16 protein-coding genes are annotated in these 12,860 nt (G+C 63.6%); 4 read left to right on the top strand and 12 right to left on the bottom strand.

Going from position 1 to position 12,860, the window contains the following annotated elements:
- Nucleotides 1-82 precede the first annotated feature (82 nt).
- The 11 genes from CLU90_RS05220 to CLU90_RS05170 form a co-directional block, all read right to left on the bottom strand.
- Nucleotides 83-577 (bottom strand): GNAT family N-acetyltransferase, encoded by a 495-nt coding sequence (locus CLU90_RS05220; RefSeq protein WP_092708306.1) that lies wholly within the window; start codon nt 575-577, stop codon nt 83-85.
- A 104-nt stretch (nt 578-681) separates the two neighbouring features.
- The gene (locus CLU90_RS05215; RefSeq protein WP_092708303.1) at nt 682-1,044 is read right to left on the bottom strand and encodes a hypothetical protein; all 363 of its coding nucleotides are present in this window, start codon (nt 1,042-1,044) and stop codon (nt 682-684) included.
- Nucleotides 1,041-1,361 carry a hypothetical protein gene (locus tag CLU90_RS05210; RefSeq protein WP_092708300.1) on the bottom strand — a complete coding sequence of 107 codons (321 nt, stop codon included), beginning with the start codon at nt 1,359-1,361 and terminating at the stop codon, nt 1,041-1,043. The genes CLU90_RS05215 and CLU90_RS05210 overlap by 4 nt, the downstream gene beginning before the upstream one ends.
- Before the next feature lie 69 nt (nt 1,362-1,430).
- Nucleotides 1,431-2,234 carry a phosphonate ABC transporter, permease protein PhnE gene (gene phnE / locus CLU90_RS05205; RefSeq protein ID WP_092708297.1) on the bottom strand — a complete coding sequence of 268 codons (804 nt, stop codon included), beginning with the start codon at nt 2,232-2,234 and terminating at the stop codon, nt 1,431-1,433.
- Complete coding sequence (locus tag CLU90_RS05200) at nt 2,231-3,043, bottom strand: PhnE/PtxC family ABC transporter permease (RefSeq protein ID WP_092709787.1); 813 nt, start codon at nt 3,041-3,043, stop codon at nt 2,231-2,233. The genes phnE and CLU90_RS05200 overlap by 4 nt, the downstream gene beginning before the upstream one ends.
- Nucleotides 3,044-3,054: 11 nt before the next feature.
- The gene (locus tag CLU90_RS05195) at nt 3,055-3,867 is read right to left on the bottom strand and encodes a phosphonate ABC transporter ATP-binding protein (protein ID WP_092708294.1); all 813 of its coding nucleotides are present in this window, start codon (nt 3,865-3,867) and stop codon (nt 3,055-3,057) included.
- A gap of 127 nt (nt 3,868-3,994) precedes the next feature.
- Nucleotides 3,995-4,864: a putative selenate ABC transporter substrate-binding protein gene (locus CLU90_RS05190; RefSeq protein ID WP_092709784.1), complete on the bottom strand. Its 870-nt coding sequence runs from the start codon at nt 4,862-4,864 to the stop codon at nt 3,995-3,997.
- A 26-nt stretch (nt 4,865-4,890) separates the two neighbouring features.
- A complete protein-coding gene (selD, locus tag CLU90_RS05185; RefSeq protein ID WP_092709781.1) occupies nt 4,891-5,946 on the bottom strand; it encodes a selenide, water dikinase SelD in 1,056 nt (351 codons plus the stop codon).
- 45 nt (nt 5,947-5,991) lie between these two features.
- Nucleotides 5,992-7,083: a tRNA 2-selenouridine(34) synthase MnmH gene (gene mnmH / locus CLU90_RS05180; protein ID WP_092708291.1), complete on the bottom strand. Its 1,092-nt coding sequence runs from the start codon at nt 7,081-7,083 to the stop codon at nt 5,992-5,994.
- Between the two features lie 66 nt (nt 7,084-7,149).
- Nucleotides 7,150-7,839 (bottom strand): LrgB family protein, encoded by a 690-nt coding sequence (locus CLU90_RS05175; RefSeq protein WP_092708288.1) that lies wholly within the window; start codon nt 7,837-7,839, stop codon nt 7,150-7,152.
- Nucleotides 7,836-8,294: a CidA/LrgA family protein gene (locus tag CLU90_RS05170; protein ID WP_092708285.1), complete on the bottom strand. Its 459-nt coding sequence runs from the start codon at nt 8,292-8,294 to the stop codon at nt 7,836-7,838. The genes CLU90_RS05175 and CLU90_RS05170 overlap by 4 nt, the downstream gene beginning before the upstream one ends.
- 103 nt (nt 8,295-8,397) lie before the next feature.
- On the opposite strand from CLU90_RS05170, the gene CLU90_RS05165 reads away from it, so the two are divergent.
- Nucleotides 8,398-9,306: a LysR family transcriptional regulator gene (locus CLU90_RS05165; RefSeq protein WP_092708282.1), complete on the top strand. Its 909-nt coding sequence runs from the start codon at nt 8,398-8,400 to the stop codon at nt 9,304-9,306.
- 25 nt (nt 9,307-9,331) lie between these two features.
- On the top strand, nt 9,332-10,150 hold the full coding sequence (locus CLU90_RS05160) for a glutaminyl-peptide cyclotransferase (RefSeq protein ID WP_198511148.1): 819 nt from the start codon (nt 9,332-9,334) through the stop codon (nt 10,148-10,150).
- A gap of 12 nt (nt 10,151-10,162) precedes the next feature.
- Here the strand turns inward: CLU90_RS05160 and CLU90_RS05155 are convergent, their stop codons facing one another.
- Nucleotides 10,163-11,131, bottom strand: a complete 969-nt coding sequence (locus CLU90_RS05155; protein WP_100427378.1) for an IS1595 family transposase — start codon at nt 11,129-11,131, stop codon at nt 10,163-10,165.
- A gap of 168 nt (nt 11,132-11,299) precedes the next feature.
- Here CLU90_RS05155 and CLU90_RS05150 point away from each other — a divergent pair, with 168 nt between their 5' ends.
- Both CLU90_RS05150 and CLU90_RS05145 read left to right on the top strand, forming a co-directional pair.
- A complete protein-coding gene (locus CLU90_RS05150) occupies nt 11,300-12,154 on the top strand; it encodes a hypothetical protein (protein WP_092708276.1) in 855 nt (284 codons plus the stop codon).
- Nucleotides 12,151-12,798: a hypothetical protein gene (locus tag CLU90_RS05145; protein ID WP_100427377.1), complete on the top strand. Its 648-nt coding sequence runs from the start codon at nt 12,151-12,153 to the stop codon at nt 12,796-12,798. The genes CLU90_RS05150 and CLU90_RS05145 overlap by 4 nt, the downstream gene beginning before the upstream one ends.
- Nucleotides 12,799-12,860: the final 62 nt, after the last annotated feature.

Raw genomic sequence — 12,860 nt, 5'->3', positions numbered from 1 at the left:
GTCGTCGCTCCCGCGCATTCTGTGGGAAAGCAGCGGTATCGAGCATTGTGGGATTGTTGTTATGTGTACAGATGGATGGCGTTCAAGCCGGCGCCCGCCACTCCATCTTCTGCACGCGGATATGCGGATGGCTTTCCAGCGCTTCCCATACCGGTAAAAAGACAAAGCCCTGTTTCTGGTAAAACGCCGCCGCGCGCGCATTCTCCGGCGCCACGTCGAGCACCAGCCGAGGATGGCCATTGCCCACGGCGCATTGTTTCACGGCATCGACCAGGCCTTGCGCCACGGCCAGGCCCCGATATTCGGACTGTACCCACATGGCGATCAGATGACACTCGCCATTGCCGGCCACCACTTGTGCGGCCAGGCCGATGGCTTGTTCTCCGTCAAAGGCGAGGAAAAACGTGCGCTGTGGCGTGCTGGTGGCGCGCTGCTGCCAGTCGGCATCGGAAAAACCGGCCGCGCTGGCGTGGCTGGCGCCAAAGGCCGTGGGCGCGTCGAGCAGGGCGGCCAGACGCGTGGACTTCAACGCCAGCCAGTCGGCGGCGCTGCTGGGGCGGATGACGATGTGATTCAATTCTGCGACATTCCTTAACTGGTCGGCGCGGCCGTGGAGGTGAAAAGTATTAAATAATATTAACAGGATCGCAGCCTGGTTTGTTGCCGTTCCCGTATATTTACTCACGCCAAGTTGTATGCGCGTCCTGACAGTTCCAACAGTGCCCTGGCCTGGGCGACCGCCAGCAAGGCCGCGCGGTAAAAGGCATCGGGTGAGGAGTTGACGTCGTCCACCAGCACGGCCGTGATCCACATGCCGCGGCTTGCCAGATAGTGGGGAAAAGCGTCGTTCATGCCCTCATGCAAGCCTTGCAGGATGGCCGCCTGGTATTCTTCGGGACATGCCACCTGCCAATGGATGCCAGCTTGCTGGCTGTCATGAAATTGTATGCGCAATCCTGCCGTGCGGAAGCGCCCGCCCAGGTGCTGGCTGAACCAGGCCAGGTGCTCGGTCTGCAGGGGAACCTTGCCATGTTGAGCTGTCATGATTGATCCCATATTTCCACCGTCAGCAGCTGTCCCGGCGCGCAGGCGGCGATGCGCTGCGCATGCATGGTGATGGTGCCCGGCCAAGCCGTGGGTTGGTCGCGGGGGAATGCGCCCTCCTGCGCATCGGCGATGCCTGCCTGCAGCAGAGGCACGACGACGTCCGCCAGCGCCGTGTAGCGGTTGGGAAAGCCATTGAACGTCAGCTGCGTCGCCTTGCCTTGCTGGCACAATTGCGCGATCCAGTCCGCGCCGAACAGGCCCGCTTCCCAGCTGGCGAGAAGCGCTTCCTTGTTGACCTTCGTCATATTGGCCATTTGTTCCGGAGTTTCCGTTGAGATAATGGTCCACCAGCCTGCCATGGATTTTCCTTGTAAAAAGTAAGGTTAACGGGTCATGGCGCGGCGCAGCAGGTAGCTGAGGCCATCGACGGCGGCCACCATCAGCAGCATGGCGACGATGACGGTGGCCGCGTTCTGCATCTGGAACAGCGACAGATGGTATTTCAGCATTTGCCCCAGGCCGCCCGCACCGACGATGCCGAGGATGGCGGCGGCGCGGATATTGTTTTCCCAACGATACAGGGTGTAGGACATCATCTGCGGCCCGCATTGCGGCAAGGTGGCGTACAAAAAGGCCACGGCGGGGCGCGCGCCATTGATGCGCAAGGTGGCGGCAGGCAGGGGCGGGCAGTTTTCAAAGGCGTCGGCAAACAACCGTCCCAGCACGCCCACCGTGTGCAGGGCCAGCGCCAGGGTGCCCGCGAAGGGGCCCAGGCCGGCGGCGATCAGCAGGATCGACGCCCACACCAGTTCGGGAATGGAGCGCAGCACGTTGAGTATCGCGCGCGTGGCATTGCGCGCCACGTTGCCAAAACGGCCGCTGGCGGGCAGGGCCAGCAGTGCGCCCGCGAGGGCCGCGATGACCGTGCCGATGGCCGACATGGCCAGGGTCTCGAAGGTGGCAACGCCCACTTTCATGAGGAAGTTGGGCGCCAGCTCGGGCGGGGCGAAGCCGTGCAGGAAGTCGGCCGTCGTACGCAGAGCATCCGCGCTGAAGAACTCGCCCCATTTCAGGGGCAGGCTGGCAAAGCTGGCGATGACCAGCAGCAGCAAACCGGCCAGCAAGGCCCAGGTCGACCAGCGCACGGGCGCAGGCGCGGGCATGGCGGTGAAATGCGGATGCTTCATGCCAGCCTCCGGCGCAGCATGGCGGACACGGCGTCGGCACCCGCCACCAGCAGCACGAAGACCATCAGCATGGTGGCCAACTCACTGCCCGCCATCATCTTCATCGATTCATCCATGCGCTGGCCCAGGCCGCCGGCGCCGACAAAGCCCATGACGACGGAGCCGCGGATCGCGCATTCCCAGCGGTAAATCGTGTACGACACCAGTTCGGCGGCCGACTCGGGCAGGGCGCCGTACAGCAAGGCTTTTAATCTGCCGCTGCCGTTGTGGAGCAGGGCGTTACAGGCGGACGCATCCGACGATTCGAGGATTTCCGCATACACCTTGCCCAGCATGCCGCAATAGGTGAGGGCAATGGCGATCACGCCCGCCGTCGGTCCCAGTCCCACGATGCGCACCAACAGCAAGGCCCAGACCAGTTCCGGCACGCTGCGCAGCAGCACCAGCAAGGCCCGCACGCAATGGCGCAGGGCGGCGGCCAGCGGCGACACTCTTCCGCTGCCGATGCGCGAGATCGACAAGCGCTCCGTCACCAGCAGGGTCAAGGGAATGGCGCCCAGCATGGCCAGCGCCATGCCGGCCGTGGCCATGGCGATGGTTTCCCAGCTTGATACGGCCACCAGTTGCAAAAATTCCAGTGAGTGCGCGGGCGGCACGAAGCTGGCCATGAATTGCCAGGTGGCGGCCAGGCTTTGCGCATCCCATAAAATCCACGGCTTGAATTCGGCTTGCACCAGCATCGGCCACAGCACGATGAGGATGATTGCGGCGCCAGTCAGGCGGCCGCGCCAGGCGGGGTCGCGCGGCATGGCGGTGCTCTTCAGCAAAGGGGCCTCGCCGCGTCCAGGTTGGCTTCGACGGCCTCGAACTGCGGCGCAGGATCGGCCTTGTTGCGGTATAGCTCGGCGATCATCGCATCGCTGACCTCGCTGCTGCGTGCATCGAAGACGACCTGGCCGTCGCGCAGGGCGACGATGCGCGTAAAGCAGGCGCGGGCGATTTCCACTTGGTGCAGGCTGCAGATCAGCGTGGCGTTGCGCGCCGTCGCTTCGGTCTGCAGCACGTTAATCGTCTGCAAGGCGAGAGTGGGATCGAGCGCGGACAAGGGTTCGTCGACGAGAAAGACTTCCGCATCCGACACGAGCGCGCGGGCCATGCCGCAGCGCTGGCGTTCGCCGCCTGACAGGCGGTCGACCCGCGCATACAGTTTGTCTTGCAGATTGAATTTACCGAGCGCTTCCCACGCGGCGCGCGGGTCGACGGGCGCCAGCAGCGAGCGGATGGCCGTCCACAAGCTCCATTGCGGCAGGCGGCCCGCCAGCACGGTATTGACGACCCGCTGGCGCGGCGGCAGCGGCGGCGTTTGCGGCGCCAGGAACAGGCGCGCGCGCAAGGCGTGGCGCGCGGCGCTGCCGAGCTGCCAGGGCGACGTGCCCAGGATGTTCAATGTGCCCGATTCCGGGCGCAGCGCGCAGGCCAGGGTGTGCAGCAAGCTGGTCTTGCCGGCGCCGGAAGGGCCGATCAGGGCGATCTGTTCACCTTGGGCCACGTCCAAGCTGAGCTCGCGCAGGGCCAGCGCATTGCCGGCGGCGCCCGCGTGATGGACGCTGACCTTGTGAAGTTGGAATGTCATGCTTGTGAAATCGGTAGGTCGGATTAGGCCGGTGGCCGTAATCCGACAACATTGTTGGCATCATTGCCTGTGTCGGATTACGCGGCTTTGCCGCTAATCCGACCTACGGCAAACGCGTCGGCGTAAATTACTTCAACAGCTTCGCATCGCGCGCAGCCGCTTCGATATCCTTGTAGTTCTCGGCCTTGGTCGGGATGAACTTGGTGGCGCGCTGCAGTTCGAGGATTTCCTTGCCTTCGGCCGTGGACGGGTCCAGCGCCAGGAAGGCGTCCGTCAGCTTCTGGCGCACGGCGGGGTTCATGTCGGCGCGCACGCTCCAGTTGTAGTCGTAGTAGCCCGGTGTCGTGTAGAACACGCGCACCTTGCTAGGATCGACTTTCTTGCCTTCGACCAGTTTTTCCCACACGGAGATATTCAGGGTGCCCGCATCGACCTTGCCGCCGGCCACTGCCGCCACGGTGGCGTCATGCGCGCCGGAAAACGCGATGCGCTTCATGTCCGTATCCGGGTTGATCTTGGCGGCCAGCAGGTAGTAGCGTGGCATCAAGTGACCCGAGGTCGACGATTCCGAACCGAATGTGAAATTCTTGCCCTTCAGGTCAGACAACTGATTGATGTCCTTGCTGGTGGTCACGAACACGGAGCGGAACTTCGTGTCTTCCTCGCGCTGCACCAGCGGGACGATCTTGCCGCCGCTGCGCACGTTCGCTTGCACGAAGGTAAAACCGCCGAACCAGACCATATCCAGCTTGTGATTGATCAAACCTTCCACGGACGCCGCGTAATCGGTAACAGGCGTAAATTCCACCTTCATGCCCAGCTTTTTCTCCAGGTAGCTGCCCAGCGGCTTGAACTTGCGCTGCAATTCCGTCGGCGCTTCGTCGGGGATGGCTGACACGCGCAACACTTGCTGCGCCTGCGCCAGGCCGCTGTGGATGGCCAGGGTGGCGGCGACGGTGGCCAGGATGGCGGGGAATTTGTTGGAAAACGTGGTCATGGGACTGCCTTTGCAAAAAATATTCATTAAAATACGGAAACCCCGGTCGTGCCTTCCTGCATCTCGCCGACGACGACGGCGTCGCCAAAGCCTTCGGCGCGGAAAATCGCCAGCACTTGCTCGACGGCTTCCGGCGCGCAGGCCACCAGCAGGGGGCCGGCCGTTTGCGGGTCCGTCAGGATCGCTTTGTCGATGGCGCTCAGGCTGTCGGCCAGCGCCACTTGCGCACCGTAGCCCTGCCAGTTGCGGCCGGAGGCGCCCGTGATGTTGCCGTTGGTCGCCAGTTGCTGCACCTGCGGCAGCAGCGGCACGTCAGCCATGGCGATACGCGCCTGCAGCTTGGCGCCGCGCGCCAGTTCCAGGGTGTGGCCCAGCAAGCCGAAGCCCGTCACGTCCGTCAGCGCATGCACGCCATCGAGCAGGGCCAGTTTCTTGCCCGGGGTATTCAATTTGGTGGTGTTCTCGATCAGGGAAGCGTAACCGTCCGCGTCGAGCGCATTTTTCTTCAGCGCGGCCGACAGGATGCCCACGCCGATCGGCTTGCCCAGTACCAGTTTGTCGCCGACGCGCGCACCCGCATTGCGTTTCACTTGCGACGGGTGGACGAGGCCCAGCACGACGAGGCCATAGATCGGTTCGACGGAATCGATGGTGTGGCCGCCCGCGATGGGGATGCCGGCCTGGGCGCAGATGGTTTCGCCGCCTTTCAGGATGAGACCGATGGTTTCCACGGGCAGCTTGTTGATCGGCATGCCGACCAGGGCCAGCGCCATGATGGGCGTGCCGCCCATGGCGTACACGTCGGAAATGGCGTTGGTGGCGGCGATGCGGCCGAAGTCGAACGGGTCGTCGACGATGGGCATGAAGAAATCCGTCGTGGCGATCAGCGCTTGCTCATCGTTGAGCTGATAAACGGCCGCGTCGTCCGAGGTTTCTATGCCGACCAACAATTCCTTCGGCAGGGGAAAGCCGCCGCTGCCCTTTAGAATGTCGGCCAGCACGCCCGGCGCAATTTTGCAGCCGCAGCCGCCGCCATGGGCAAATTCGGTCAATCGGATCGGTGTTGGAACGCTATCGGACATGGTCTTCATCCTGCTGAAATAAGTAATTAGATGGCAAGCCAGGCATCACGCGGCGCTGGCGGTACGGTTGTCGCCGACGATAGCACATAATGCGCGCGCGGCTTGCTCAAAGGCATGTTCTGAAATATCGGGCAGCACCAGCGGCGTCGCCTGGGCATAGCGGCTGAAGTTGCGGGCGATCGATTGCCGATAGACGGGGTCGTAATGCTGGACCAGCAGTTCTTCCACCAGCTCGGCCATGCGCCCAGAAGTGGCCAGCTGCTGCCAATGGGCAATTTTCTCCTTGCCGTGCAGCTGCGTCAACAGGGCCAGCTGCACGTTCAGGCGGGCCGGGTCGCCGACGAAATGCTCGTAGTCCTGCATCAGCAATTGCACGCGCTGGTCCGTGGCCAGGAGCACGTCCGTGCAAGCGGCCGCGCGCATCTTGTCCATCAGCGCATCGGGCACGCGCAAACGGCCCACTTTCTTGCTTTCCGATTCGATGAAGACGGGCAGCGCAGGGTCGAAAGTGCGCAGTTGCTGCCACAGCGCGCTTTCAAACGCCTTTTGCGCCGGCTGGTCTTCCTCGGGCAAGCCGCCCAGCACGGAGCCGCGGTGGGCCGCCAGATCTTCCAAGTCGATCACCTGGGCGCCTTGCCGGTCGAGTACTTGCAGCAAGCGGCTCTTGCCGCTGCCCGTGGGGCCGCACAGCACGTTGATGAAGTCGAAGCGTTCGGGCAGGGTGGCCAGCTCGGCGTTCACGTGGCGCCGGTAATCCTTGTAGCCGCCTTCGAGCTGCGTGACGGGCCAGCCGATGCGCGCGAGGATGTGCGCCATGGCGCCGCTGCGGTTGCCGCCGCGCCAGCAGTAGACGAGCGGCTTCCAGTGTTGCGGGTGGCCGAGGAAACCGTCTTCGATATGCCGCGCGATATTCTTTGCCACCAGCGCCGCGCCCAGCTTCTTCGCTTCGAAGGCGCTCGTCTGTTTGTATAAAGTGCCGACGCGTATGCGCTGCTCGTCGTCCAGCACGGGCAGATTGATGGCGCCCGGCAAATGGTCTTCCGCGAACTCGGACGGGCTGCGCACGTCGATGATGGCATCGAATTCATGCAGGCGTGGCAGGATGTCGCTGAAAGGCTGGACTGCGGGGTATTTCATCGTGGCGCGGCTGCTTGGAATGGGGAAAGACGTATTATCCCCGATAAACGCCCGTGCCGTGGCGTCTTAGCCCAACAATCTGCCCAGTAGCGGCGCCAGCAGCACAGTGACGATGCCGGAAAAAATCATCGTCAGGCTGGCCACGGCGCCTTCTTCCGTGCCGACCCGGCGCGCCACGGACAGGCCGAAGCCGTGCGCGGCCGCGCCATACGGGGCGCCACGGGCGATGCGCATGCGCAGCGGCAGCAGTTTCAGCAACGGTTTGCCCAGCAGCAGGCCGAACAGGCCCGTCATGATGACGAAGATGCCCGTCAGTTGGGCCGAGCCGCCCATGTGGCGCGACGCTTCCAGCGCGAACGGCGTCGACACGGAACGGGCCAGCAGGCTGCGCGCCATGTCGCCGTGCACACCCAGCACCTTGTCCAGCAGCAGGGTGGCGGCGACCGACGCGGCGATGCCGGCGCAGCTGCCCAGCGACAGGGCCAGCCAGTGTTTGCCGATCAGCTTGCGCTCCTGGAAGATGGGCAGCGCAAACGCGATGGTGGCGGGACCCAGCAGCCACGGCAGCCAGCGCGTCTCGCCGAAATACGTGGCGAACGGCGTCGAAGTGGCTTGCACGATGACGATCAGTAACGCCGAGGTGCAGATGGCGGGCGTGAGCAAAAAGTGCGGATGGCGGCGGTGCAGCGCCTGGTTGGCGTAGAACAGCACCAGGGTCAGCAGCAAAAACAGCAGGGACAGGAGCACGGTATTCATGCTTGCGCCCGGGCTGCGCGCTGGCGCAGCAGTTTTTGCAGGCGCAGCTTGCGCTCAAGGCGGCACACCCATTCCACGGTGAAGGCCGTGGCCAGCATCACGCTGGCAAAGCCCAGGCCGATGTCGAGGAACAGGGTGAGGCCCTGGGTTTTCAGCAAGTGCGTAAACTGCACCACGGACACGACCAGCGGAATAAAGAACAGCAGCATATTGGCCAGCAGCCAGTTCGCGCCCAGTTCGATGGCGGCAGGCCGCACCCAGCCCGACAGCAGCAGGGCCACGAGCACGAACAGCCCCACCACACCGCCGGAAAACGGCAAGTGCAGGGAGGAGGCGGCCTCGTCCGCCAGCCACCAGGCGGCGATCAAGATGCCTACTTGCCACACGGTCTGCGCGGGCTGGCGCCAAGCAGGGACGGAAAGTGGGACGGTAGTGGCATAAGGGACGGCTTTCACGGCAGGCTTTCTAGCGGCAGGGGGAAGCTTGCATTGTAGGGAGCCCGCATCAAAAGATAAAATGACTTAAACTCATGATTATCATTCGAAATTGGAATGCATCATGGATATCCGCTCCCTGCGCTACTTCGTCGAAGTGGTCGAGCAAGCCAGTTTTACGCGGGCGGCCGCCAGGCTGCACGTGACGCAGCCCACCGTCAGCAAGATGGTCGCCCAGCTGGAACAGTCGCTGGACCTGGCCTTGCTCGACCGCGCGGGCAAGCGCTTTACCCTGACGGACGCGGGCAAGGTGGTGCTGTCGCGCGCGCATGAACTGCTGGCCCTGCACGCGGAACTGAAGGTGGAATTGCGCGACTTGCAACATCTGGAACGCGGTGAATTGCGCGTCGGCGTATCGCCGCAGACGCACTCGACCCTGGCGCCGTGGCTGGCCGAGTACCACCAGCGCTATCCCGGGATTGAGCTGAAGATGTACGAAAGCGGCACGCAGGCGATCGAGCGCGACTTGCGCACGGGCGCGGTGGAACTGGGCACCATGCTCGATTACCCTGGCAATGCGGCCACCTGGCAGGATTTCGAAGCCTTGCCCCTCGTGCGCTCGCCGCTGTGCCTGCTGGCCGCGCCCGGTTCGCCGTGGCAGGGGCGCGCTTCCGTGGCCCTGGCCGAGCTGGCCGACAGTCCCTTCATTTTCTATGGCGCCGCCTTTGCCCTGAACGACATCGTGCTGGACGCCTGCCAGCGGGCCGGGTTCGCCCCGCGCATCACGGGCCGCAGCGGCCAGTGGGATTTCATTGCCTCGCTGGTGCGGCTGGGCGTGGGTATCTGCCTGTTGCCGAAGATGTATTGCGACACGCTCGACGCCGCGCAATTCGACGTCCTTCCCCTTGCTGGTCCGCCCGTGGAATGGAATCTGATGCTGGCCTGGCGCCGGGGAGGGCGGCTGTCGTTTGCGGCGCGCGCCTGGCTGGAGCTCGTCAGGGCGCACATGGCGCAGCCCGGGCGATTACAATAGGCGCTCGCCAACCACCGCCAAGAATATGAAGAATATCGGTAAAACCAGTCTGAAACGCACGGCAGGCTCATTGCTGCTGGGATTGTTGTGCACCGTGGGCCTGATGAGCGAAATGGGTTACGCCCAGGCCGCCATCCCCGTGTATGGCTATTTCGTCAAGCATACCTATCCGCACGACCCGCAGGCGTTCACCCAGGGCTTGCTGTTCAAGGATGGTCATCTGTATGAAAGCACGGGCCAGAATGGCCAGTCCTCCTTGCGCAAGGTGGAGCTGGCGACGGGCAAGGTCTTGCAGAAAAGCATGCTCGACAAGAATGTGTTCGGCGAAGGCATCACGGACGTGGGCGATGAGATCCTGGGCCTCACGTGGGTGTCGAAGACCGGTTATGTCTTCGATCTGAAGACGTTCAAACTGAAACGCAAATTCAGCTACCAGGGCGAAGGCTGGGGCCTGGCCAGCGATGACAAGTTCGTCTACATGAGCGACGGCAGTTCCGCCATCCGCGTGCTCAACCCGAAAACCCTGGCCGAGGTGCGCCGCTTCGAGGTGAAGGCGGAAGGCCGCCCCATCGAGCGCCTGAACGAACTGGAAATGGTCGACGGCGAGCTGTACGCCAATGTGTGGGGCGCGGACGTGATCGCCCGCATCGACCCGGCCAGCGGCAAGGTCGTCGGCTGGATCGACCTGACGGGCTTGCTGCCACCGGAACAGCGCGGCACGGCCAATCCCGACGCCGTGCTCAACGGCATCGCCTGGGATGCGCGGGGCAAGCGCTTGTTTGTCACGGGCAAGCTGTGGCCCAAGCTGTTCGAGATCGAGCTGATCGAGATCCAGCGCCGTTGATGTTTCCAATGGCTATGTCACCGTCAGGTGTGGGAATGCGCCCAATGTTGCTTTCAACAGCGTTTCCGGTGAGCGGATGCGCCCGGCATCGAGTATCCAGCGCCACCCCAGGTAGTTCGGCAGGTAGCGTGTCGCCACGCCATGAAATGGCCCCAGCCATTGCCGCAAACGGCTGTGATAAGCATTGACGTTCTGCACGTGGGCGGCGCCCTGCACGCGGATGCCGGCGCGCAAGTTGACGGCCTGATGACTGATGCCCGCTTCCCTCGCAAAAGCCCGGTAGGCGGCATGGCCATCGGTGACCAGCAAGACATCCTTGTCGATGACGGGCAACAAACAGTGGTGCAACTGCGCCTGCGTCAGTGCCCCTTTGCCCGTGACGAAATCGAGCGTCTGGCCCGTGCGGTCACGCGCCACCAGAATGCAGACCTGTTCATTGGAAATGCCGCGCTTGTGGGCATGGCCGCCCCGGCGGCGGGCCGGACGCGTCATTGTTCTGGCCCCCTTTTCCGATTCCAGCAGATATAACTCGTCGACCTCAGCGATGCCATGCAGGCCATGCGGCCGGTCGGTCTTCGCTACGCTGAGAAAGCGGTGGCGCCAGCGAAAGGTGGTATTGCGGTGTACGCCCAGTTGGCTCGCCGCCTTGCGCACGGAATCCGATGCCAGCAGGCAATCGGCGTAGTCGAGCCACAGCGCCTTGTGGCGCAAGCGGGCCAGCGGCGTGCCCGTCAAGGCATTGAAGGTGCGCCTGCAGGGAACGCAGCGGTAGCGCTGCAGGCCGTGCGCATGGCCGTGCCGGTGCAAGTGCGCTGAGTGGCAGGCGGGACAGGCCAATCGCGGCTGCGCCACATTTTCCAGCAGTGCGACGGTCGTGTCGTGTGGCTGGTTACTACGCAGCAGGGCAATGCCTGCTTGCCGCTGGCGTCGGCTCAACCGGGCAAACTGCGCAATCAAGGTGATCCATTCGGCTGGCCGCATGATTGGCTCCCGCAAAGTGAGTATGCAGAGTCAGACAGCACGGCCACAGGAAGATTCCGGCATTTCCCCTACTTGCTGATGACAGAGCCTTTTCAATTGGACAGTATTGTTGACGAGGAATCGTTTATCATCCTCGTTCTTCGCCCGGTGCGACCTTTACAGGATGCCATGCTGTCCCTCTCTTTATGCCGCCTGGCGGCCACCGCCTCGCTGCTTGCCGCCATCTCGCCCGCCGCACAGGCGCAGACGCCCAACATGCCGGTGGTCAGGCAATACGGCGACTTTGCCGTCACGAACAACCGCCACGATGCGCTCGTCACCTTGTCTTTCCGCCGGCACGGCTACTGGCCCGGCGGCGCCCGCGAAGTGGTGGAAGTGCGGTCCATCAAGGCCACGCGCGACGGCCAGCCCATGCTGCTGGCCTTTACCAAGGGCTATACGGGCCAGGGCACGATACTGATCGGCGTGCAGAATGGCGAACCGCTGATGCGCCCCATCAGTCCCTTGCAGCGCGACAACATGGTGCGCACGGAACGCGACCCCGAATGGGGCGTGCCGCAACCTGGCCGCCCCGAGATGCTGCTGTTTCCCCGCGACGGCCGCGCGCTCGATACAGGCACGGGCGAACTGCTGTGGTTTGACGTGCCGGGCAACGTCAGCGGCGACTATCCGCAGGCCATGCTGGTTTCCGTCTCGCCCGACGGGCGGCGCGGCGCTTATCTCACGAATGCGCTGACGAAGGTGGGCATCATCGTGGCCACGCGCGATGACGGCGTCGCTGGCGTCTTGGCCTTGCCGCCCGATACCTACCAACGGTGGCTGAAACCCTTGTCTGATGCCGCTTCCGCCCAGGCGGGCGCCGCCATCAAGGCGCGCCAGGGCCGCACGGATTCGATCCGCATCCGGCGCGAGCTGGAACTGGCCTGGTTCGGCCAGCAATTTCAATGGAAAGAAGGCACGGACGGTTGGCAAGTGTCAGGGCTGGGCCTTGCTTCCTCGCCGCCGGAAGGAAAACAGCCATGAAAATATCCAAACTGATCGCCGGCTGCTTCGCCGCTTCCCTGCTGGCCGGCTGCGTGCATGGCGAAACGTTCCCCAAGGATTATCTGGCGCAAGATATCGACAAGCAGCAAGCCTTGCTGGAACTGGACGTGGTCTTCGGCAAAGAGCCCGATGACAAGCTGACGTCGCGCACGACGGCCCGCAATACCGTGGAATACGCGGGCGCGCCGCATATCGTCGTGCCGTTTTACCAGAAGGGACTCGGCTTCGACCAGGGGTTTGCCGGCACCTATATCTTTGGCGTCGTGTATCCCGTTGCCAAGGTCGAGACGGCCACGGCCAGCAGCCGCGTCTTTGGCCAGAAACTTGGCGGCCAGCAGCCGGGCAACCCCCGCTACCGCTTCCGCGTGCCGGGCAAGGCGCAGTGGAACAGCAATGAAACCTTCATGCTGAGCTTTGAGCGCAAGGGCCGCCGCGAAGAAATCACTTTCCGCTTCAGCAACGAACAAAGCTGCCCGTCCGCCTTCCTGGCCACCACGCCGCACTATGGCTTTCCCATCAAGGTCGTCGCCACGTTCAAGGATGACAAAGGCTGCCTGAAGGTATGCGACAGCCGCGAGCAGTGGCCCGGTTTCTGCGCCTTCCAGCCGCCGCCGGCCGGCTGACTATCAGCATGCAAGCCACGCGCCGGCGCCTGCCGGTGCGGCGCTTATACACGCACAGCTTT

It is taken from the genome of Janthinobacterium sp. 67, from assembly GCF_002797895.1.
Lineage (GTDB): Bacteria > Pseudomonadota > Gammaproteobacteria > Burkholderiales > Burkholderiaceae_D > Janthinobacterium.
This window is presented reverse-complemented; position numbering and strand designations above follow the sequence as displayed.